General features: G+C 70.7%; 20 protein-coding genes and 1 pseudogene. 10 read left to right on the forward strand and 11 right to left on the reverse strand.

Going from position 1 to position 18,454, the window contains the following annotated elements; translation table 11 throughout:
- Window positions 1-132: 132 nt before the first annotated feature.
- Window positions 133-1,611: a sensor histidine kinase gene (locus QSK10_RS04555; RefSeq protein ID WP_285661306.1), complete on the reverse strand. Its 1,479-nt coding sequence runs from the start codon at window positions 1,609-1,611 to the stop codon at window positions 133-135.
- 61 nt (window positions 1,612-1,672) lie between these two features.
- On the opposite strand from QSK10_RS04555, the gene QSK10_RS04560 reads away from it, so the two are divergent.
- Complete coding sequence (locus QSK10_RS04560; RefSeq protein WP_285661307.1) at window positions 1,673-2,215, forward strand: DUF2087 domain-containing protein; 543 nt, start codon at window positions 1,673-1,675, stop codon at window positions 2,213-2,215.
- On the opposite strand, the gene QSK10_RS04565 is transcribed toward QSK10_RS04560, so the two are convergent.
- Both QSK10_RS04565 and QSK10_RS04570 read right to left on the reverse strand, forming a co-directional pair.
- Entirely contained in the window at window positions 2,212-2,763 is a 552-nt protein-coding gene (locus QSK10_RS04565) for an EF-hand domain-containing protein (protein WP_285661308.1), read from the reverse strand. The two genes, QSK10_RS04560 and QSK10_RS04565, sit on opposite strands and share 4 nt — an antisense overlap.
- Window positions 2,764-2,818: 55 nt before the next feature.
- Window positions 2,819-3,379, reverse strand: a complete 561-nt coding sequence (locus QSK10_RS04570) for a TetR/AcrR family transcriptional regulator (RefSeq protein ID WP_285661309.1) — start codon at window positions 3,377-3,379, stop codon at window positions 2,819-2,821.
- An 82-nt stretch (window positions 3,380-3,461) separates the two neighbouring features.
- On the opposite strand from QSK10_RS04570, the gene QSK10_RS04575 reads away from it, so the two are divergent.
- Window positions 3,462-4,184, forward strand: a complete 723-nt coding sequence (locus QSK10_RS04575; protein WP_285661310.1) for an SDR family oxidoreductase — start codon at window positions 3,462-3,464, stop codon at window positions 4,182-4,184.
- Between the two features lie 60 nt (window positions 4,185-4,244).
- Here the strand turns inward: QSK10_RS04575 and QSK10_RS34235 are convergent, their stop codons facing one another.
- On the reverse strand, window positions 4,245-4,319 hold the full coding sequence (locus tag QSK10_RS34235) for a 50S ribosomal protein bL37 (protein ID WP_432705315.1): 75 nt from the start codon (window positions 4,317-4,319) through the stop codon (window positions 4,245-4,247).
- Window positions 4,320-4,441: 122 nt separating this feature from the next.
- On the opposite strand from QSK10_RS34235, the gene QSK10_RS04580 reads away from it, so the two are divergent.
- The 3 genes from QSK10_RS04580 (at window position 4,442) to QSK10_RS04590 (ending at window position 6,528) form a co-directional block, all read left to right on the forward strand.
- Window positions 4,442-4,657 carry a biotin/lipoyl-binding carrier protein gene (locus QSK10_RS04580; RefSeq protein WP_285662916.1) on the forward strand — a complete coding sequence of 72 codons (216 nt, stop codon included), beginning with the start codon at window positions 4,442-4,444 and terminating at the stop codon, window positions 4,655-4,657.
- Window positions 4,657-5,157: a GNAT family N-acetyltransferase gene (locus QSK10_RS04585; RefSeq protein ID WP_285661311.1), complete on the forward strand. Its 501-nt coding sequence runs from the start codon at window positions 4,657-4,659 to the stop codon at window positions 5,155-5,157. Before QSK10_RS04580 ends, QSK10_RS04585 begins: the two co-directional genes overlap by 1 nt.
- A 348-nt stretch (window positions 5,158-5,505) precedes the next feature.
- Window positions 5,506-6,528 (forward strand): SIS domain-containing protein, encoded by a 1,023-nt coding sequence (locus QSK10_RS04590; RefSeq protein ID WP_285662917.1) that lies wholly within the window; start codon window positions 5,506-5,508, stop codon window positions 6,526-6,528.
- A gap of 122 nt (window positions 6,529-6,650) precedes the next feature.
- Here QSK10_RS04590 and QSK10_RS04595 read toward each other — a convergent pair whose 3' ends face one another.
- Window positions 6,651-6,878: a hypothetical protein gene (locus QSK10_RS04595; RefSeq protein ID WP_285661312.1), complete on the reverse strand. Its 228-nt coding sequence runs from the start codon at window positions 6,876-6,878 to the stop codon at window positions 6,651-6,653.
- Between the two features lie 189 nt (window positions 6,879-7,067).
- Complete coding sequence (locus QSK10_RS04600) at window positions 7,068-8,645, reverse strand: MDR family MFS transporter (protein ID WP_285661313.1); 1,578 nt, start codon at window positions 8,643-8,645, stop codon at window positions 7,068-7,070.
- Between the two features lie 100 nt (window positions 8,646-8,745).
- Between QSK10_RS04600 and QSK10_RS04605 the strand changes: the two genes are divergently transcribed.
- Entirely contained in the window at window positions 8,746-9,435 is a 690-nt protein-coding gene (locus QSK10_RS04605) for a TetR/AcrR family transcriptional regulator (protein ID WP_285661314.1), read from the forward strand.
- Between the two features lie 1,362 nt (window positions 9,436-10,797).
- On the opposite strand, the gene rsrA is transcribed toward QSK10_RS04605, so the two are convergent.
- The 4 genes from rsrA to aroA all read right to left on the reverse strand — a co-directional run bounded on the left by rsrA (window position 10,798) and on the right by aroA (window position 14,497).
- On the reverse strand, window positions 10,798-11,058 hold the full coding sequence (gene rsrA / locus QSK10_RS04610) for a mycothiol system anti-sigma-R factor (RefSeq protein ID WP_285661315.1): 261 nt from the start codon (window positions 11,056-11,058) through the stop codon (window positions 10,798-10,800).
- Between the two features lies 1 nt (window position 11,059).
- Entirely contained in the window at window positions 11,060-11,848 is a 789-nt protein-coding gene (locus QSK10_RS04615; RefSeq protein ID WP_285662918.1) for a sigma-70 family RNA polymerase sigma factor, read from the reverse strand.
- A 352-nt stretch (window positions 11,849-12,200) separates the two neighbouring features.
- The gene (gene rsgA / locus QSK10_RS04620) at window positions 12,201-13,127 is read right to left on the reverse strand and encodes a ribosome small subunit-dependent GTPase A (protein ID WP_285662919.1); all 927 of its coding nucleotides are present in this window, start codon (window positions 13,125-13,127) and stop codon (window positions 12,201-12,203) included.
- A 74-nt stretch (window positions 13,128-13,201) separates the two neighbouring features.
- Complete coding sequence (gene aroA / locus QSK10_RS04625) at window positions 13,202-14,497, reverse strand: 3-phosphoshikimate 1-carboxyvinyltransferase (RefSeq protein ID WP_432705291.1); 1,296 nt, start codon at window positions 14,495-14,497, stop codon at window positions 13,202-13,204.
- Between the two features lie 24 nt (window positions 14,498-14,521).
- Here aroA and QSK10_RS04630 point away from each other — a divergent pair, with 24 nt between their 5' ends.
- The 3 genes and pseudogenes from QSK10_RS04630 to QSK10_RS04640 all read left to right on the forward strand — a co-directional run bounded on the left by QSK10_RS04630 (window position 14,522) and on the right by QSK10_RS04640 (window position 17,515).
- Window positions 14,522-15,250: an SOS response-associated peptidase gene (locus tag QSK10_RS04630; RefSeq protein WP_285661316.1), complete on the forward strand. Its 729-nt coding sequence runs from the start codon at window positions 14,522-14,524 to the stop codon at window positions 15,248-15,250.
- Between the two features lie 189 nt (window positions 15,251-15,439).
- Window positions 15,440-15,742 (forward strand): annotated as a pseudogene (locus QSK10_RS04635) (WhiB family transcriptional regulator); the annotation flags it as partial.
- A 1,401-nt stretch (window positions 15,743-17,143) separates the two neighbouring features.
- Window positions 17,144-17,515 carry a nuclear transport factor 2 family protein gene (locus QSK10_RS04640; RefSeq protein WP_285661317.1) on the forward strand — a complete coding sequence of 124 codons (372 nt, stop codon included), beginning with the start codon at window positions 17,144-17,146 and terminating at the stop codon, window positions 17,513-17,515.
- 26 nt (window positions 17,516-17,541) lie between these two features.
- Here the strand turns inward: QSK10_RS04640 and QSK10_RS04645 are convergent, their stop codons facing one another.
- Window positions 17,542-18,009 (reverse strand): GNAT family N-acetyltransferase, encoded by a 468-nt coding sequence (locus QSK10_RS04645; protein ID WP_285661318.1) that lies wholly within the window; start codon window positions 18,007-18,009, stop codon window positions 17,542-17,544.
- Between the two features lie 164 nt (window positions 18,010-18,173).
- On the opposite strand from QSK10_RS04645, the gene QSK10_RS04650 reads away from it, so the two are divergent.
- The gene (locus QSK10_RS04650; RefSeq protein WP_285662921.1) at window positions 18,174-18,377 is read left to right on the forward strand and encodes a heavy-metal-associated domain-containing protein; all 204 of its coding nucleotides are present in this window, start codon (window positions 18,174-18,176) and stop codon (window positions 18,375-18,377) included.
- Window positions 18,378-18,454 lie beyond the last annotated feature (77 nt).

An 18,454-nucleotide genomic window follows, 5' to 3' on the forward strand; every position in this document is an offset into this window, starting at 1 on the left:
ATCCATGGGCGCAAGCATGCCACAGGCATCGCCGCCCGTCACCCCCCGTACGGGCGGTCGGGAAGATCGGCGCCGGTCATCGGGGGTAACGGCGCATTCATCGACGCTTGACAGTGAATCGAAAGAGGATCTTCAGGCCAGCGGTACGACGACCACGGCCTCGGTGCCGCCGCCCTCGCGCGGGCGCAGATCGATCGTGCCGCGCAGCTCGCCGGTGGCCAGGGTCCGCACGATCTGCAGGCCGAGGCGCTGGCTGTGCTCGATGCGGAAGTTGTCCGGCAGGCCGCGCCCGGTGTCGGAGACGGTCACCCGCAGCTCGCCGGGCCCCCGGTCCACCGACAGGATCACCTCGCCGGTCTCGCCGGGCCCGTACGCGTGCTCGACGGCGTTCTGGAGCAGCTCGTTCAGCACCATCACCAGCGGCGTGGCCACCTCGGCGGGCAGGACGCCGAAGCCGCCCTCCCGGCGCAGCCGCACCGAGGACTCGGCCGCGGCGACCTCGGCGGCCATGGACGAGATGCGGTCCACGATCTCGTCGAAGGCCACCGCCTCGTCGCTGGAGTGGGACAGGGTCTCGTGCACCAGGGCGATGGACGCCACTCTGCGCACCGACTCCTCCAGCGCCGCCCGCGCCTGCGGGGCGCCGACCCGGCGCGCCTGGAGCCGCAGCAGCGCCGCCACCGTCTGGAGGTTGTTCTTGACCCGGTGGTGGATCTCGCGGATCGTGGCGTCCTTGGTCATCAGCGCCCGGTCGCGGCGGCGGACCTCGGTGACGTCCCGGACGAGGATCAGCGCGCCGGCGGGCGAGCCGACGGGCCGCAGCGGCAGCGCGCGCATCAGCACCGTCGCCCCGCGCGCCTCGATCTCCTTGCGCGGCGGGCTGTCCCCGCGCAGGGCGGAGTTGATGCGCGCCACGGCGTCCCCGCCGTCGAAGGGGTCGTCGGCGAGGTGCCCGGTGATGGCGGCGATGTCCTCGCCGAGCAGGTGCCCGGACACGCCCAGGCGGCGGTAGGCCGACAGGGCGTTCGGGGAGATGTACTTCACCTTCCCGGCCGCGTCCAGCCGGATCAGGCCGTCCCCGACGCGGGGCGCGGTGGTGGTCTCGCCGGGCAGGCGCGGCGGGGGGAAGGTCCCGTCGGTGACCATCTGCGCCAGGTCGTCGGCGATGTTCAGGTAGTTCGACTCCAGCCGGCTGGGGCTGCGCACGGTCATCAGGTTGGTGTCGCGGGCGATGACGGCCAGCACCGGCTCGTCCGGGGTCCGCCGGACCGGGATCGCCTCGTGCCGGGCGGGGGTGTCGCCGAACCACACCGGGTCGCCCTCGCGCCAGATGCGGCCCTCGGCGTAGGCGGCGGTGAGGTGCGCGGCGTCCTCACCGCGGAGGGTGCGCGCGACCTGGTCGTCGTAGTAGGCGGTCATGCCCGTGGTGGGGCGCACCTGGGCGACGCAGATGTAGCCCACCTCCGGGTCCCGCGCGCGCACCCACATCAGCAGGTCGGCGAAGGACAGGTCGGACAGCAGCTGCCACTCGGCGGCGAGGAGGTGCAGGTGGTCCACCTGGTCCTCGTCGAGGTCGGTGTGCGCGCTGAGCAGATCACGGAGGGTCGACACGCATCGAGGGTAGCGATCAATCCGGTTGAGCCGTGGTGTGAGCGTCCGTAGGGTCGCTCACATGGCATCTCCCGCGTCCAACGAGCTGTGCGGCCTGCTGGCCGAGTCCGACCGCCTGCGCGCCTACGCCGCCGTCGTCCTGGGGGCGTCGACGTCCGCCGAGGTCGCCGAGCGCGCCGGGCTGGCCCCCAAGGCCGCCGTGAAGGCGCTCCAGCGGCTCATCGGCTCGGGGCTGGTCTCGGCCGACGGGAGCCTGTCGGCCGACCCGGCGGTGTTCAAGGAGGCCGCGCGGCGGGCCGCGCCGGTGGAGCCGGCGGTGGTCCTGGACGCCGATCCCGAGCGGGACGCCGTCCTGCGCGCGTTCGTGCGCGACGACCGGCTGACGAGCCTGCCGAGCGGGTTCCGCAAGATCAAGATCGTGGTCGAGCACATCGCCGAACGCTCCTTCGAGCCCGGCGTGACCTACACCGAGCCGCAGGTCAACGAGGTCCTCAAGGGCTGGCACGCCGACCACGCCGCGCTGCGCCGCTACCTGATCGACACCGGCACGATGAGCCGCGAGGACGGGAAGTACTGGCGCTCCGGCGGCAAGGTCGAGGTCTAGAGACCCGCGAGGAGGGGACGCGGGTCCCCGAACAGCCAGTTGCCGGAGGCCTCGCGGTCGTCGCCGGTGAAGAACTCCCGGCACAGGACGCCGAAGCGCTCCCGGGACAGCGCGCGCCCGTCGGGCACGATGTGCCCGAGCGCCACGTCGATCTGCGGCTCGACCAGGCCGTGCGCGCGCAGCAGCAGCCGGACCAGCGGCAGGCCGATCTCGTCGTCGCCGTTCTGGTCGCACAGGTCGAACAGGCGCTCCCAGACCTCCTGCGCGGCCTTGTCGAAACCGGCGGGGTCGGTGACCGCGCCCTCGTCCATGGCCGCGATGAACGCCTCCAGGCCCAGCTCGCCGTCGGCGCCCAGGACCTCGCCCCACAGCCGCTCGTAGGCCTTGCGCAGCCGCAGCACACCCGGGTGGCCGTCCTCCAGCTCCAGCGAGCAGCGCAGGCGCTCGGCGATGCGCAGGTAGTCGGCGAGCTCGACCCGGCCGCGATGGTCGGTGTCGAGCAGGCCGAAGCGGCGGATGAGCTTGCGCGTCTGGAACTCGCTCGCCATGGCCGTACCTCTCGCTCACCGTCCGGTCAGGGTCACTGTAGGTCCACCGGGGTGGTCACCGGGCGGGTTTGAGCTGACGGAGGAGCCGCTGCGCGAAGGCGGCCGCCTGCTCGCCGGTGAGGGCGGGGCGGTCGAGCAGGAGCCGGTACCAGAGGACGCCGTAGGCCTGGTCGAGGACGGCTTCGGCGTCCTCGGCGCCGACGCCGTGGCGGGTGAGGAGCCCGCGCAGGACGGCGCGGCGGCGGTCGGTGAAGTCCTGGAGCGTGGTGAGGGTGGCCGGGTCGCGCTGCGCCTCGGCCATGAGGGTGCGCAGCAGCGGGGCGACTTCGTCGGCGCGCGTGAAGGTGGCGGTGAGGAAGGCGGTGAGGTCGCCGTCGAGGGTGCCGGTGTCGGGTTCGGGGACGACGGCCCGGCCCATCTCGATGAAGGCCTCCAGCAGGATCGCGTACTTCGTGGGCCACCAGCGGTAGAGCGTCTGTTTGCCGACCCCGGCCGCGGCGGCGATGGCGGCGACGGTGACGTCGGGGTCCTCGCGGAAGAGGCGCACGGCGGCGTCCAGGACGGCCTCGCGCGCGGCCTCGTTGCGCCTGCGGCCGGTGTGGGGTCGGGTCGTCATGTGACGAAGGTAGCAGTTGACGAGACCGGGAGTCTCGGCAAATACTTATCGAGACACAGAGTCTCGACAAGGAGTGCGACCAATGGACTTCAAGGGACAGACCGCTCTCGTCATCGGCGGCGGCTCGGGCATCGGCGCCGCCACCGCCGCCCGCTTCGCCGAACTGGGCGCGTCGGTGGTCGTCACCGGCCGCCGCGCCGGCGTCCTGACCGCCACCGCCGAGAAGATCGGCGGCGAATGGGCCGCCGTCGACGCCACCGACGCCACCGCCCTGGCGGCCTTCTTCGCCGACGGGCGCCGCTACGACCACCTCGTGCTGGCCTTCAGCGGCGGCAAGGGCTTCGGGACGGTCGCCGACCTGCCCGTGGCCGACCTGCGCGAGGCCTTCGAGGCCAAGGTCTTCGGGCACTTCGCCGCGCTCAAGGCGGCACAGGGCAATCTCACCGAGCACGCCTCGGTGACCTTCATCAGCGCCATCTCGGCCCGCGCGGGCATGCCCGGGACGGCCGGGCTCGCCGCGGTCAACGGCGCCATCGAGGCGATGGTCCCGCCCCTGGCGGCCGAGCTGGCGCCGGTACGGGTCAACGCGATCTCGCCGGGCGTCATCGACACCGAGTGGTGGAGCGCCCTGGGCGAGGAGGAGCGGGCCGCGACCTTCGACTTCTACGCGGCCAAACTGCCCGCCAAGCGGGTCGGGCGCGCCGACGAGGTCGCCGCGGCGGTGGTGGCGCTCGCGGGCAACACCTACGTCACCGGCTCGATCCTGGAGGTGGCCGGCGGCGGGCACATCCCGGCCGCCGTGTAATACCCGGAAAACACCGAACGGCCCCCTCGTTGTCACGAGCGGGGCCGTTCGCGCGTACCACTAGGCGTTCGGACGACGACCGTGGTTCGCGCCCTTCTTCTTGCGGGCACGACGCTTACGCGCTTTCTTCGCCATGGGAATCACTCCTCACCGTGCTAGGTCCAGCCCTACACGATATTGGCTGCCCCCTGGAGCGCTCACGCCGAGGCCGCCTACTGTGATCGTCGGAGTACGAACCACACGACATGGGAGTCGAGATGGCCGAGGAGATCCGCGCCGAGATGGTGGCGAACGTCTGGAAGATCGTCGCCAAGGTCGGCGACGTCATCGAGGCCGACGAGCCGATCGCCATTCTTGAGTCGATGAAGATGGAGATCCCGGTCCTGGCCGAGGACGGCGGCACCGTCACCAGCATCGCGGTCAACGAAGGCGATGTGGTCCAGGAAGGCGACCTGATCGCGGTCCTCGACTGATGGACGTCCGAGTACGCGTGGCGACCCCGGCCGACTACCCCGCGGCCGGGCGCATCTCCGTGACCGCCTACCGCGAGGGCGGGCACTTCACCGGCGACGCCGAGTTCTACGCCAAGAAGCTCGCCGACGCCGAGACCCGGGCGACCCAGTGCGACCTGCTGGTCGCCGTCGACGCGGCCTCCCAGGACGTCCTCGGCACCGTCGCCTACTGCCCCTACGGCACGCCGCTGACCGAGCTGTGCGAGGAGGGCGAGGCGGAGTTCCGCATGCTCGCGGTGGACCCCGCCGCGCAGGGCAGGGGCGTCGGCGAGACGCTCGTGCGCGCCTGCGTCGACCGCGCCCGGGACGCCGGATGCCGCGCGCTGGTCCTGTGCAGCCGCTCCGACGTGGCCTTCGCCGCCATCCGGCTCTACGAGCGCCTGGGCTTCACGCGCACCCCCGAGAAGGACTGGTCACCCGCCGAGGGGATCTCCCTCATCGGCTGGCGGATGGAGCTCTAGACGCCTCCGGCGGGGCGGGCGGCGCCCGTCCCGCGCACCGCCGAAAGCCATAACGCACCCGCTTCGCGCATGACATGATCGCCTCGTGAGACGCCCGGGGCGACATCGCGCACTCACCCAAGCGGCGTATCCGCAGCTCACCGGCGAAACGCCGGTCCCAGGGATGCCCACGCGCGGAAATCTCCCGCCGATGCCACGTGACTGCTCGCTTTCGCGCACAATATGCTTGCTTCGCGCATGATCACGCAGGCACGCTTGAGCAGGGAGAACCGCATGACCGAGCAAGTGGGAACGACCCGACCCGCCGGAGCGACCGGTGAGGGCGTGAGCGCCCATCGCGGTTCCGGCATGGCGGCCGACATCGAGGAGCAGCCGGGCGTCTACGCCGAGCTGCTCGACAACCACGCCGGCGCCATCGGCGAGGTCGCCGCGGCGATCGCGCGCAAGAAGCCCCGCCACGTCATCTTCACCGCGCGCGGCACCTCCGACCACGCCGCCCTGTACGCCGCCTACCTGACCGAGATCCGTCTCGGCATCCCCGCCGGCCTGGCCTCCCCCAGCGCGATCACCGTCTACGGCGCCCGTCCCGACATGAAGGACGCCCTCGTCGTCGGCGTGTCCCAGTCGGGCGGCTCCCCCGACATCGGCGAGGTCCTGCGCGTGGCCCGCGAGTCCGGCGCCCAGACCCTGGCCGTGACGAACAACCCCGCCTCGCCCCTGGCCGCCGCCGCCGAGCTGCACATCGACGTCTCCGCCGGCCACGAGCGCGCGGTGGCCGCCACCAAGACCTACACCGCCGAGCTGCTGGCGCTGCTGATGCTGGTCGAGTCGATCCGCGGCGAGGGGACCCTGCCGGCCTCGGAACGCGCCGAGCTCGGCAAGCTCCCCGAGCTGGCCCGCGCCGTCCTCGCCGACGACACCGCCGTCGAGCTCGCGCCCCGCTACCGCTTCGCCGAGCGGCTGATCACCACCGGCCGCGGCTACGCGTACCCCACCGCCCGCGAGGCGGCGCTGAAGCTCATGGAGACCAGCTACCTGTCCGGCCTGGCGTTCTCCGGCGCCGACCTGCTGCACGGGCCCCTGGCGATGGCCGACCCGGACGTCCCGGTGCTGGCCGTGGTCGGCAACGGGCCCGGCGGGCAGACCATGCGCGAAGTGCTCGGCCGGCTGGGTGAGCGCCGCGCGGACGTCGTCACCATCGGCGCCGACGTCCCCGGTGTGGTGAACGTGCCGACGCCGGACGTGGACGAGCGCTACGCGCCACTGCTGGACATCCTGCCGCTCCAGCGCCTGGCGCTGGCGCTGGCGCTGACCCGGGGCGAGAACCCGGACGCGCCGCGCGGGCTGAAGAAGGTCACCGAGACCCTCTGAACCGCGAAGGCCTTCTGACATACGCCGAAGCGGCCGTGCCCTGGGGCACGGCCGCTTCTTCACGCCCGGGAACCCACCGCGGTAGCGGGGAGACCTCACCCGGGCGGGGCATGGGGCTCCGGTCAGCAGCCGGTGCCGCAGAGCATCCAGCTGGTGCAGTAGCCGCCCTCCTGGCAGCCGGAGCCGCGGTAGCAGCACTTCTTTCGCAGACGCCCGCCGTCACACCACGTGTCCTGCGAGATCAAGGTGCAGTTGGCCGTGCTCCTGCACGCCGGGCACGCGGCGTGCGCCTCGCCCTTGGGTACGAACCGGCGCAGCAACGCGTCCCCGATCCTGCCGATCTTCTTCATGTCGTCTCCTCTCGGCCGCACGAAGGCGGTCCGGCCCCCGTGCCGGATATGCCGCGAAGGTATCGACGGCACCCGATCGGTCGCTGTCCCCGTATGCGGTCGCATATGCGCTCGGGCGCGAAACGAGGCCCCGGGAACCTCGCGGTTCCCGGGGCCTACCTCTCCCTGGGTGTGGCTTTGTGGGGCGGCTTAGTGCGCGGCCGCCATCACGTCGGCCTTCTCCGGCTCTCCTCCGCCGTCGCCCTTGGGCGCCTGGCTGGTCCGCAGTGGGACCGCCTTGAGGAAGAGCGCGCAGAGCAGGGCCGCTGCGGCGAACGGGATGCTCCAGTAGAAGATCGTCACGATCGAGTCGGTGACACCGCTGGTCACGTAGCCGTGGATGGGCTCCGGGAGGTTCTGGATGGCCTTGGGGTCCATGCCCTGGCCGCCGCCGGTGAAGTTGGCCAGCGCCTCGGGCGGGAGCTTGCCGGTGAGGCTGTTCTTCAGCTCGTTGGCGAAGATCGCGCCGTAGAGGGCCACACCGAACGAGCCGCCGATGCTGCGCAGGAACGTCGAGGTGGAGCTGGCCACGCCGATGTCGCGCTGGGGCGCCGAGTTCTGCGCCACCACCATCGCCACCTGCATGATCAGACCCAGACCGGCGCCGAAGACGATGAGGAACAGGCTCGTCTTGAGCAGCGGGGTGGCCACCTCGATCGTGGTCAGCAGGTAGATGCCGACGATCATGGTGACGCTGCCCAGGATCGGGAAGATCTTGTACTTGCCGGTCTTGGTCAGGATCGCGCCGGACAGGAGCGAGCCGACCATGGCCGCCAGCATCATCGGGATGAACGAGACACCCGAACCCGTGGGGCTCTGGCCCTTCACGATCTGCAGGTACATCGGGATGAAGGTCATCGCACCGAACATCGCGAAGCCCTGCAGGAAGCCGACGGCGTTGATCAGGACGAAGTTGCGGTCCTTGAACAGCCGCAGCGGAAGCACCGGCTCGGCCGCCCTGCGTTCCACGACGACCAGCGCGATCAGCGCCACCACCGAGACCACGCCCAGGCCGATGATCTGCCAGGAGTCCCACTCGTACTCGGTGCCGCCCCACGTGGTCAGCAGGACCATCGCGCCGGCCGCGATCGACAGCAGGATGATGCCCGCGTAGTCGATCTTCGCCTCGTTCCGGTGCCGCGGAAGGTGCAGGGTGAAACCGACGACCAGCAGCGCCGCGATACCCAGCGGCAGGTTGATGTAGAACGTCCAGCGCCAGTTCAGCGAGTCCGTGAGCACACCGCCCAGGAACGGTCCGCCGATCATGGCGAGCATCATGACCGCCGCCATCGGACCCTGGTACTTGCCGCGCTCACGCGGCGGAACCAGGTCACCGATGATGGCCATCACACCGACCATCAGACCACCGGCACCCAGGCCCTGCAGGCCACGGAACCCGATGAGCTGCCCCATGTTCTGAGCCGCGCCCGAAGCCGCCGACCCCACCAGGAACAACGCGATGGAGAACATGAAGAGTCGCTTGCGGCCGTAAAGGTCGCCGAGCTTGCCGTACAGGGGCGTCGAAATCGTCGCCGCCAGAATGTAGGCGGTCACCACCCACGACATGTGCGCGTAACCACCGAACTCGCCGACGATCACGGGCATGGCGGTACCGACGATGGTGTTGTCCAGCATCGCGAGCAACATCGCGAGCATCAGACCAGGCAGGACGACCAGGACTTCCCGCCGCAGCTTCGGCGGCGGTGCGGCGTCGGTAGCCTGAGACATGGGTACGATCCTCTCAAGCAGGCTTACTTGCCGACCGGCAAGTACTCTGTGAAACTAGATTCGCCACTAGCCGGTCGTCAAGTAAGTATCCGAGGTTGTGATGACGAGCACGCGAGAACGCATTCAGCGGGTTTCGCTCGACCTGTTCCTGCGACAGGGTTACGAGAAGACCTCCCTGCGCGAGATCGCCGAGGAACTCGGCGTCACCAAGGCCGCCCTCTACTACCACTTCAAGACCAAGGACGACATCCTCACCAGCTACTTCGTCGACTTCGGCGACGCCGTCAAGGCCCTGCTGGACTGGGCGGAAACCCAGGAGCCCACCCCCCGCCTCCGCCGCGAGCTCCTCACCCGCTACATGGACATCATCAGCGAACGCCACAAGATGATCCAGTTCGTCCACGAGAACCAGCCCACCATGCGCCGCCTGGATGAGAAGAGCCGGTTCAAGACCTTCATGAACCGCATGAACAACCTCATGACCGGCCCCGACGCCGACCTGGAAAGCCGCCTCCGAGGCTTCCAGGCGATCATGACCGCCCACACCAGCTGGTTCCTCTTCTTCGAAGAAGAAGGAATCGAACGCGAAGAACTCCGCGCCGCCGCCCTCAACGTCGCCCTCGGCATGCTCGCCGCCAACGACATCCACCGCGCCGCCGACCCCGTAGCCACCGAACTGGCGACCGCCGCCATCGCGGCAGCAGAAGACGCGCTGGAGGAACAGGTCGACAAGAACGGGGAGACGGCACCGACCGCACCGACGGCAGAACCGAGCCCCGCCGGCGCGTAGTGGACGGGCGGGACTGGGCTGAGACCGGAGCTGGGGCTGGGGCGGAGCCGGAGGCCGGGACCAAAACTGTGGCTCGGGCTGGGGCGGAGCCAGGGCCGGGGCCGGGACCAGAACTGGGGCTGCGACCGGGGCTCGGGCGGGGGCTGGGGCAACCCGAACACGAGCGAGCAGGGCGGAAGCAAGAACAGGGCGGGCTGCAGGAGCAGCGTCGGACGCCGAAGCGACGGCGACGACAGCACGGCATGGCGGTGGCGGTGGCGGTGGCGGTGGCGAGCCGCAGCAGCAACGGCGAGACGACCAAGCCGGACACGATGCGGAGCCACGCGAAAGTACGAAGCCGAGCCAAGAGACCGGCCAGCCGCGAACGCAAGACCCGGCCCGCCCAGGCACCGATGGGCGAAGCCTGCCCGAGAACAAAGCCGGTGACGGCAATCAAGCCGGATGCGATGCGCAGCCCCGTGCACGAAGCAAGCGGCGAAGATCCGGCCAGGACGGGCGAGTGGCGATCGACGAAGCCCACCCGAGGCGAGGGCCGGGGACGATAGACCCCTGAGTGCGATGCGCAGCATGGTGCGTAAGAACCGACGCCACGCGAAGACCGGCCGGTGACGAGGTGTCGACCCGGGCCGGGCAAACAGCGATGGGTGAAGCCAGCCCGGGGTGAGGGCGGTAGACGTAAGACCGGCCGGGTGTGATGCGAAGCCTGGTGCGGTGGGGGTGAGACGAAGTCCTGGCGGTGTGGGGACGCCAGCGGTGGGTGAAGCCCGCCCGAAGGTAAGCCGGTGACGATGGCTGGAGCCGGGTGCGATGCGTAGCAGGGTAGGGCTCTTGACCTGACCCGCAGCTTGCAAGCCTGGCCGTCACGACAGACGAGGCCCCGCACAACCTTTCCCGAAGAGAGCTGGATCTTCTGGCGTGCGGCCTGACGGGTCATGAGAACGAGGGTTCTGGGGGTGTCAAGACATGTTCTTCCGTCTTGACACCCCCAGGTTCCTCGTTCACCGTCTGCGAGGCCGAACGACGGGAGATCCGCGGCCGGTAACCCGAACGATCAGAGTGGGGATGGAAGGGGACGGGCCAAGGGGGAGAGGCGCGAAGAAGGGTGGTGCGGGCCGGGGTGGCGATAGAGCGAGGCCGAACGACGGAAGATCCGCGGGCAGAAACCCGAATGACCACGGTGGGGATGGAAGGGACCGGCCAGCGGGAGAGGCACGACAAGGCCAGTGCGGCCCGGGGCGGCGATAGAGCAAGCCCGAACGCCAGAAGATCCGCGGCCAGCAACCCGAACGACCACAGTGGGACGGAAGGGACCGGGCCAAGACGGAGAGGCACGACGAGGCCGGTGCGGCCCGGGGTGGCCCCCTACCGCGGAAAATCCAACCCCGACAACTTCGCCCGCAACCTATCCTTCAACCCGTTCGGCGCCACCTCCGAAGAGCAGCACCGGTGCACCAGCGCCCGAACCTCCTGCTCGATCCCGAACTCCCTCAAACAGGGCGAGCACTCATCGAGATGATGCTGGATGATCTTCCGGCGCGCGTCCGCGCACTCCGCGTCCAGGTAGAAGTAAACCTCGGACAGAACCTCACGGCAGTCGACTTCATGGGGCTCCCCACAGCTCACCTCAGGCCCCTTCCAGGTCCGTGGCGGTGGCGCCCGAGTGCGTGAAGCCCCGTTCCGCCGCGTAGCCCTGGAGCATGTCCCGGAGCTGCCGGCGTCCGCGGTGCAGGCGCGACATGACGGTCCCGATGGGGGTGCCCATGATGTCGGCGATCTCCTTGTACGCGAAGCCTTCCACGTCGGCCAGGTAGACGGCCAGGCGGAAGTCCTCGGGGAGGCGCTGGAGCGCTTCCTTCACGTCGCTGTCGGGGAGCCGGTCGAGCGCCTCGGTCTCGGCGGACCGGAGGCCGCTGGAGGTGTGGGACTCGGCTTCGGCGAGCTGCCAGTCGGTGATCTCCTCGGCGGGAGACTGCTGGGGCTGGCGCTTCTTGCGGCGGTAGGAGTTGATGTAGGTGTTGGTGAGGATGCGGTACAGCCACGCCTTGAGGTTGGTGCCCTCGCGGAACTGGTGGAACGCGGCGAAGGCCTTGAGGAAGGTCTCTTGGACGAGGTCCTCGGCGTCGGCGGGGTTGCGGGTCATGCGCAGGGCGGCGCCGTACAACTGGTCGACGAAGGGCATGGCGTCGCGTTCGAAGCGAGCCGCCCGCTCATCGGCCGTTTCCGGAGCGTCGGGCGCCTGCGGCAAAGTGTTCCCCCTCGGGTTGATCATCCCCGCTGAGGATACGCCGCTCGGCTCGACCGGAGTACCGGTGACCGGCCAGGCCGGTCCGGCCAGAAGGCGGCGCAGCTGCTCGCCAGTCTCGTCTCGTGCCGCCGGGCCCGGGCCGCCGGGCTGGTTGCGCACCTTGGTCATCACGTCGGGTGGCTCCCTTCATCCCTTACTGGTGCGACAACAAGCGGGGGTGGCCGCTCATTCCATGGGGGTGAGTGACGAAAACCTCACCGGTGGAGAGGTTGCGTCCACGCGGCGCGCAGGCGCTGGTGGACGGGAGGTGGCGGGCGCGTGGGCCGCGCCCGTAACCGGAGCGGCCGGATGAGACGTGCCCGGACGGCTTCAGCCAACGGGGGATGGCGACCACACGGTGGGACGGATGATGCACGGGAGCCCCCGAGTCGCCCCGGCGCCGAGGGCGCGCGACGCCGGTGGCCCACTCAATTGCCAAAACAGCTGGCTCTCAACCAGCGGGTCCGGCATTCGGGGCCCCTCAGTACTGCTCCGGCTCCAGCTTCACCGCCAGCAGCCGCCGGAACGACGCCAGCCGCTCCGGCCGCGCGCGTCCCTCGGCGACCAGCTCGTCGAGTCCGCACTCCTCGTTGTCGCCGGTGTGGTCGCAGCCGCGCGGGCACTCTTCGAGCCCCGGGACGAGGTCGGTGAACGCGTGGAGCAGCGACTCCGCCGACACGTGGGCGAGCCCGAAGGAGCGGATGCCGGGGGTGTCGACGATCCAGCCGCCGCCGGGCAGTTCGAGGGCGACGGCGCTGGTGGACGTGTGGCGTCCCTTGCCGATGGCGCTGACGCGCCCGACGTCGCGGGTGGCGCCCGGCACGATGCGGTTGACGAGGGTCGACTTGCCCACGCCGGAGTGGCCGATGAGCACCGACAGGCGGTCGGTGAGCAGGTCGGTGACGGGTTCGATGGGGTGGTCGGGCGCGGTCGTCACGTACGGCAGGTCGAGGTCGGCGTAGTACTCGCGCAGCTCGGCCAGGGCCGCCTCGGCGGGTTCGCCCAGGTCGGCCTTGGTGAGGCAGAGCAGGGGGGCGATGTCGGCGTCGAAGGCGGCGGCCAGGCAGCGGTCGATGAACCCGGTGCGGGGCGGCGGGTCGGTGAGGGAGGTGACGATGACGAGCTGGGCGACGTTGGCGACCAGGACGCGCTCGGTCGGGTCGTCGTCATCGGCGGTGCGGCGCAGGGCCCCGAAGCGGGGCTCGATGCGCACGATGCGGGCGAGGCTGCCGTCGCGTCCCGAGGTGTCGCCGGACAGGGCCACCCGGTCGCCGACCACGACACCCTTGCGGCCCAGTTCGCGGGCGCGCATGGCGGTGACGTCGCGGTCTTCCACGCGGCAGGTGTAGCGCCCCCGGTCGACGGCGATGACCAGGCCGGGGGCGGCGTCGTCGTGGGCGGGACGGATCTTGGTGCGCGGCCGGGAGCGGCCGGACGGCCGGATGCGGACGTCGTCCTCGTCGTATTCGCGCCGTCGTTTCGTCAGGACCCGTCCTCCAGCATTCTCGTCCACATCCCGGGGAAGTCGGCGAGGGTCTTCGTCGTGCAGGACACGTCGTCGAGGACCACACCGTCGGTGACCAGGCCGAGGATCGCCCCGGCCTGCGCCATCCGATGATCAGCGTAGGTCCCGAAGGTGGCCGCGCGCAGGCGGCGCGGCGCGATTCGCAGGCCGTCCTCGGTCTCCTCGACCCCGCAGCCGACGGCGGTGAGCTCGGCGGCCAGCGCGGCGAGCCGGTTGGTCTCGTGGCCGCGGATGTGCGCCACGCCCCGCAGCGTGGACGGCGCGTCGGCGAGCGCGCAGAGGGCGGCGATGGCGGGGGTGAGCTCGGAGACGTCGGACAGGTCGGCGTCGATGCCGCGCACGTGCCCGGTGCCGGTGACGGTGAGGCCGCGCTCGTCCAGGACGCAGGTGCCGCCCATCTGGGTGAGCAGGCCGCGGAGGGCGTCGCCGGGCTGGGTGGTGTTGTGGGGCCAGCCGGTGACGGTGACCTCTCCCCCGGTGACGAGGGCCGCGGCGAGGAAGGGGGCGGCGTTGGACAGGTCGGGCTCGATCTCCCAGGCGCGTCCGCTGAGGGGGCCGGGTTCGATCTCCCAGATGTTGGGGCGGGAGTCGTCGACGGCGGCTCCGGCGGCGCGCATCATCGCGATGGTCATGGCGATGTGCGGCGCGGACGGGACGGGCGGGCCCTCGTGGCGCAGGACGAGTCCGCGTTCGAAGCGGGAGGCGGCCAGCAGCAGCCCGGAGACGAGCTGGGAGGTCTTGGAGGCGTCGACGACGAGTTCGCCGCCGCGCACGGCGCCGGTGCCGTTGATGGTGAAGGGGAGGGCGGCGCGTCCGCCGTCGTCGATGGCGACGCCGAGGTCGGTGAGGGCCTTGAGCAGGGCGTCCATGGGGCGCTTGCGCGCGTGGGGGTCGCCGTCGAAGGAGATGGGCCCGGTGGCCAGGGCGGCCAGCGGCGGCACGAAGCGCATGACGGTGCCGGCGAGGCCGCAGTCGACGTCGGCGGGACCGGTGAGGGCCTCGGGGCGGACCAGCCACAGGTTCTCCTGGGCGGTGTTCACGCCGACGCCCATGGCGCGCAGGGCGGCGGCCATGAGGTTGGTGTCGCGTGCCTGGAGCGGGCGGACGAGGCTGCCGTGCCCTTGGGCGGCGGCGGCCAGGACCAGCGCCCTCGCCGTCATCGACTTGGATCCGGGGAGGGACACGGTGGCGCGCACCGGCCCGTCGGCCCGCGGGGTTTGCCACGGTGTGTACGCGGTGGTCTTCTCCGTCACGGGCTTCAGCGTACTGTTTCCGGCATGTGTGGTCGTTACGCGTCGACGCGGAGCGCGACGGATCTGGCGGCGCTCTTCGAAGCCGTCGATGACACCGACGGTGCCCTGGAGGCCAGTTTCAACCTCGCGCCGACCCGCCGGGTGCCGATCGTGCGGGTGTCGCGGAGCCTGGAGTCGCGCGCGGTGTCGGCCGCACGGTGGGGGCTGATCCCGTCCTGGGCGAAGGACCCGTCGATGGGCGGGCGCATGTTCAACGCGCGCTCCGAGACGGTGACGAGCCTGGGCTCCTTCAAGAACGCCTTCAAGCGCCGCCGCTGCCTCGTCCCCGCCGACGGGTGGTTCGAGTGGCAGAAGCTGGAGGACGGGTCCAAGCAGCCGTACTTCATCACCTACGACGACGGCGAGCCGATGGTCTTCGCCGGGCTGTGGGAGACCTGGGGCGAGGGCCCGATCATGACGACGACGATCCTGACCGCCGCCGCGCACGGTGGCCTGGAGGACATCCACGAGCGCATGCCGCTGGTGTTGCCGCCGGACGCCTGGGCGTCCTGGCTCGGCGAGGCCGAGGGCGCCGAGGACCACTTGCGCCCGCCGTCGCTGGAGCTGATCGCCGCGCTTGAGGCGCGTCCGGTGTCCGCCGCGGTCGGTAACGTCCGAAATGATGCCGCGTTCCTTACCGAACGGGTCGATCCGGTGACCGTTCGAGGTGGCGGGAACGGCCTCGAACAAGGCGGTGCGCCCACCCTGTTCTGACCCGTTTCGGGCTGTTCGTCCCTGGTTGAACGGTCTCGATTCGGCCTCGCCCATTGCCCCCTCGTCCGCATGTGGGATAGAACACACCACCGACGGGAGAAGTACTCGCTCCCCCGTCACGGACACCCGTGCCGCACGCGGTCCGGACGTCCGTCCACATAGGACACCACCACACGGGGAGGTGGGTCGATGACCCGAGCGAGGATGCCGCGCCCAGAAGAAGTGGCCGCGGCACGCACCGACCTTCGCCTGCTGAGGGCGAGGGCCGAGCGACCGGCCGACGAGACATGGAGGATTCGGGGAAACTGCCGTTCGGTGGATCCCGAGACCTTCTTCCCGGCGGCCACAGAGGCACCCGACATAGCCGTCGCGGTCTGCGGGGGTTGCGCCGTCCGTGGAGCGTGCCTCGCCTGGGCCCTGGACACCGGAGACACACACGGAGTCTGGGGCGGAACGACACCCCGCGAACGCCGGGCGATGGTCATCGCCTGGCACCAGCGCGAGGAAGCGCTGGTGCCGGTTGGATGAGCCGTCTCGCGGTCGCGGGAATGAGGTATGAGTATCGGAATGGATTCGCCGCGTAACTTGTGGCGGAACCGGTCGTTATAGGGAGTGAACCGGCACTTCTGGGTAACTCCCAGAGCCGACCTCCCAGGCCCTTCCCGGCTCTGGCGGCAGGCACCGCCACCAGAGCCGGGAAGCGCGAACACCGGGAAGGGTGCCGGGTTCGGGGCTGAGCTGGGTTGACCGGGCTGGGCTAGACCTGGCCGGACTGGAACGGGCTGAGCTGGGGCCTGGTTTTGCGGGCCCGGTCGGGCCGAGTGTCGGGACTGGATGCAGCCCTGTTTTGCGGCCTCGTTTTGTGATTGAGCCGGGTCGCGGTTGGGTCGCGTGGGCGGAATTCGCCCGCCGGCCGACGGGCGCCGGGATTTCCGGGGCGCTCTGGTGTGCACCGACTGAGGCTGTGGCTACGAAGAGCGGCCACGGCCGTGCCTGTGGCCAAGCGTCGGGGCTGTTGCCTCCACAGGCTGCCGTAGAGGCGGACGAACGAGTCGCCGCACGTGACACCTTTGCACCCGGCCGCACGTCGAGCGGACCGGCCACCACACTCACACGGCGAACAAGCAGCTCACGTGCCCGACCTCGCGTCGGGTCGACATGCGGGCGCGGCACCGATGCGAGCGTGCTGTGCCGATCATGGGCGGCCGTGGCGAACAGCCGCTGTCGTGAAGGCACGCTCACCGGCGGGCGCGCCGACCAGCACGGGCAGGAGTGCCTCGTGGGCCGGGGCGACGAGTCGAGGTGCCATGTGGGGCGGGTGGCCAGGGCGTGCCGCTTTGGGCGAGCACGATCCGCCGGTCACCGCCGCCTCGACGCTGGGCCCGCCATCCGGGCAGGTTCCGGTGAGCCGGGCGAGCTTCGGCACGCTCCGATCGAGCCGACGGCGGCCGACGGGCTTCGCCGGTGACGTGGCCGAGTGAACCGCCTCGCGATCGCCCAGAGCAACCGGGGCACACGAAGGCAACGCGGCATGGCCACTCACGAGCCCGGCCGCCGACTGAGGTGCCGAGACGGGCAGTCAGGCGTGCCGCTTTGGGCGAGCACGACCCGCCGGACACCGCCGCCTCGACACCGGGCCGCCGTGCGGGAACGCTCCAGTGAATTGGGCGGGCTTCGGCACGCTCCGATCGAGCCGACGGCGGCCGATGGCCGTCGCCGGTGGCATGGTCCGCCGCGCCGCCGAACCCACGTGCCGCACGGCCAATGCCCGGGCGCCGTCACCCCGCCGTCCCCACCACTCGCTCACCACTCCCCCACCCCGTCTCGCCCGCCCATCAACCCCGCCCCGTCAACCCCGGCGTTTCGTCGTACCCCCCGCCTACCCTCCCCACCATGACCTTCACCGACACCGTTCGCCGTTACTGGGAGACCGCCGAGGCCCGGGACTGGGACGCCTTCGCCGCTCTGCTCGCCGACGATGTCCGCTACGAGCTCCCGCAGACCCGGGAGCGCGTGCTCGGCAAGGACAACTACCTCCGCTTGAACATGGAGTACCCGGGCGACTGGCACATCTCCATCCACCGGCTCACCGGTGATGACGAGCGGGCGGCGTCGTGGGTGAAGGCGCGGCTGGATGGAGAGACCTCCGACGCGGTGATGTTCTTCGAGGCGGCGCCGGACGGGCGGATCGCGAGTGTCACCGACTTCTGGCCGGAGTCCTACGAGCCGCCCGCGGGGCGGGAGCACCTGGTCGAGCGGTACTGACCGGGCTCCATCTGACCAACGGGGTTCTAGACGAGCTCTTTCGCCAGGTGGACGAGCGTCACCTGCTCGTCCACCGGCACGCGGTGCGTCTCGCGGTAGCCGAGGCGCTCGTAGAGGCGGATGTTCGGCACGCTTTTGTGCCCGGTGAACAGCGCCATGCGGCGCGTGCCGGCGGGCGCGAAGTCCTCGGCGGCGGCCAGTAGGCGGGTGCCCACGCCCATGCCCTGGAGGTCGGGGGCCACGGCGATGCGGCCGACGTGGGCGACCTCCCCGTCGGGGCGGACGCGGATCTTGCCGACGGCGCGGGCGCCGATGACGGCCTTGTAGACCTCGCCGGACGCGATGACGCGCTCCAGCTGCTCGCGGGTCTCGGTGAGCGGCGGCAGGTCCCACTTCTCGTACAGGCGCGCCTCGGTGATGTAGGCGGCGTATTGCAGGGTCAGCAGCTCGCCGGTGTCGGCGGGCGTCGCGGGTGTGATGTGAAAGCCGTCCATGCCGCGAGTGTGATCCACTCCCGGCCGTTGCCAACCCCCCAGGGGTATGCTAGGTTCTCTTCATCAGATACCCCCCTGGGGTACTTACGAAGGAGCTTCCCAGCATGTGCGACACCTGCGCCACCGACACCACCGCCACCTCCGCCGTGGGCGTCACCGACGGCATCACCGTCACCTACTCGGTCGAGGGCATGACCTGCGGGCACTGCGTCAACTCGGTCAGCGGTGAGGTCGGCGCGATCGACGGTGTGACCTCGGTCTCGGTGGACCTGAAGGCCGGCACGGTCACCCTGTCCAGCACGGCTCCGATCGCGGTGGACGCCGTGGCGAAGGCCGTCGACGAGGCCGGATACCGGCTCGTCGCCTGAAGCCGGGTGTGGGTGAGGCCCGCCTCCGTGTTCCCAGACCGAACGGCGGGCCCGCCCCCGCTCGGGCGACAATGAGT

The organism is Actinorhabdospora filicis (assembly GCF_030269765.1).
Classification (GTDB): Bacteria; Actinomycetota; Actinomycetes; order Mycobacteriales; family Micromonosporaceae; genus Actinorhabdospora; species Actinorhabdospora filicis.

Bases quoted from the DNA above. Each gene is read 5' to 3' on its own strand.
- QSK10_RS04580 (WP_285662916.1), top strand. From the start codon at position 4,442: ATGGCCGAGGAGATCCGCGCCGAGATGGTGGCGAACGTCTGGAAGATC.
- QSK10_RS04645 (WP_285661318.1), bottom strand. From the start codon at position 18,009: ATGGACGGCTTTCACATCACACCCGCGACGCCCGCCGACACCGGCGAG.
- QSK10_RS04565 (WP_285661308.1), bottom strand. From the start codon at position 2,763: ATGGCGAGCGAGTTCCAGACGCGCAAGCTCATCCGCCGCTTCGGCCTG.
- QSK10_RS04575 (WP_285661310.1), top strand. From the start codon at position 3,462: ATGGACTTCAAGGGACAGACCGCTCTCGTCATCGGCGGCGGCTCGGGC.
- QSK10_RS04560 (WP_285661307.1), top strand. From the start codon at position 1,673: ATGGCATCTCCCGCGTCCAACGAGCTGTGCGGCCTGCTGGCCGAGTCC.
- QSK10_RS04640 (WP_285661317.1), top strand. From the start codon at position 17,144: ATGACCTTCACCGACACCGTTCGCCGTTACTGGGAGACCGCCGAGGCC.
- QSK10_RS04585 (WP_285661311.1), top strand. From the start codon at position 4,657: ATGGACGTCCGAGTACGCGTGGCGACCCCGGCCGACTACCCCGCGGCC.
- QSK10_RS04615 (WP_285662918.1), bottom strand. From the start codon at position 11,848: ATGACCAAGGTGCGCAACCAGCCCGGCGGCCCGGGCCCGGCGGCACGA.
- QSK10_RS04590 (WP_285662917.1), top strand. From the start codon at position 5,506: ATGGCGGCCGACATCGAGGAGCAGCCGGGCGTCTACGCCGAGCTGCTC.
- QSK10_RS04630 (WP_285661316.1), top strand. From the start codon at position 14,522: ATGTGTGGTCGTTACGCGTCGACGCGGAGCGCGACGGATCTGGCGGCG.
- QSK10_RS04570 (WP_285661309.1), bottom strand. From the start codon at position 3,379: ATGACGACCCGACCCCACACCGGCCGCAGGCGCAACGAGGCCGCGCGC.
- QSK10_RS04600 (WP_285661313.1), bottom strand. From the start codon at position 8,645: ATGTCTCAGGCTACCGACGCCGCACCGCCGCCGAAGCTGCGGCGGGAA.
- QSK10_RS04605 (WP_285661314.1), top strand. From the start codon at position 8,746: ATGACGAGCACGCGAGAACGCATTCAGCGGGTTTCGCTCGACCTGTTC.
- QSK10_RS04595 (WP_285661312.1), bottom strand. From the start codon at position 6,878: ATGAAGAAGATCGGCAGGATCGGGGACGCGTTGCTGCGCCGGTTCGTA.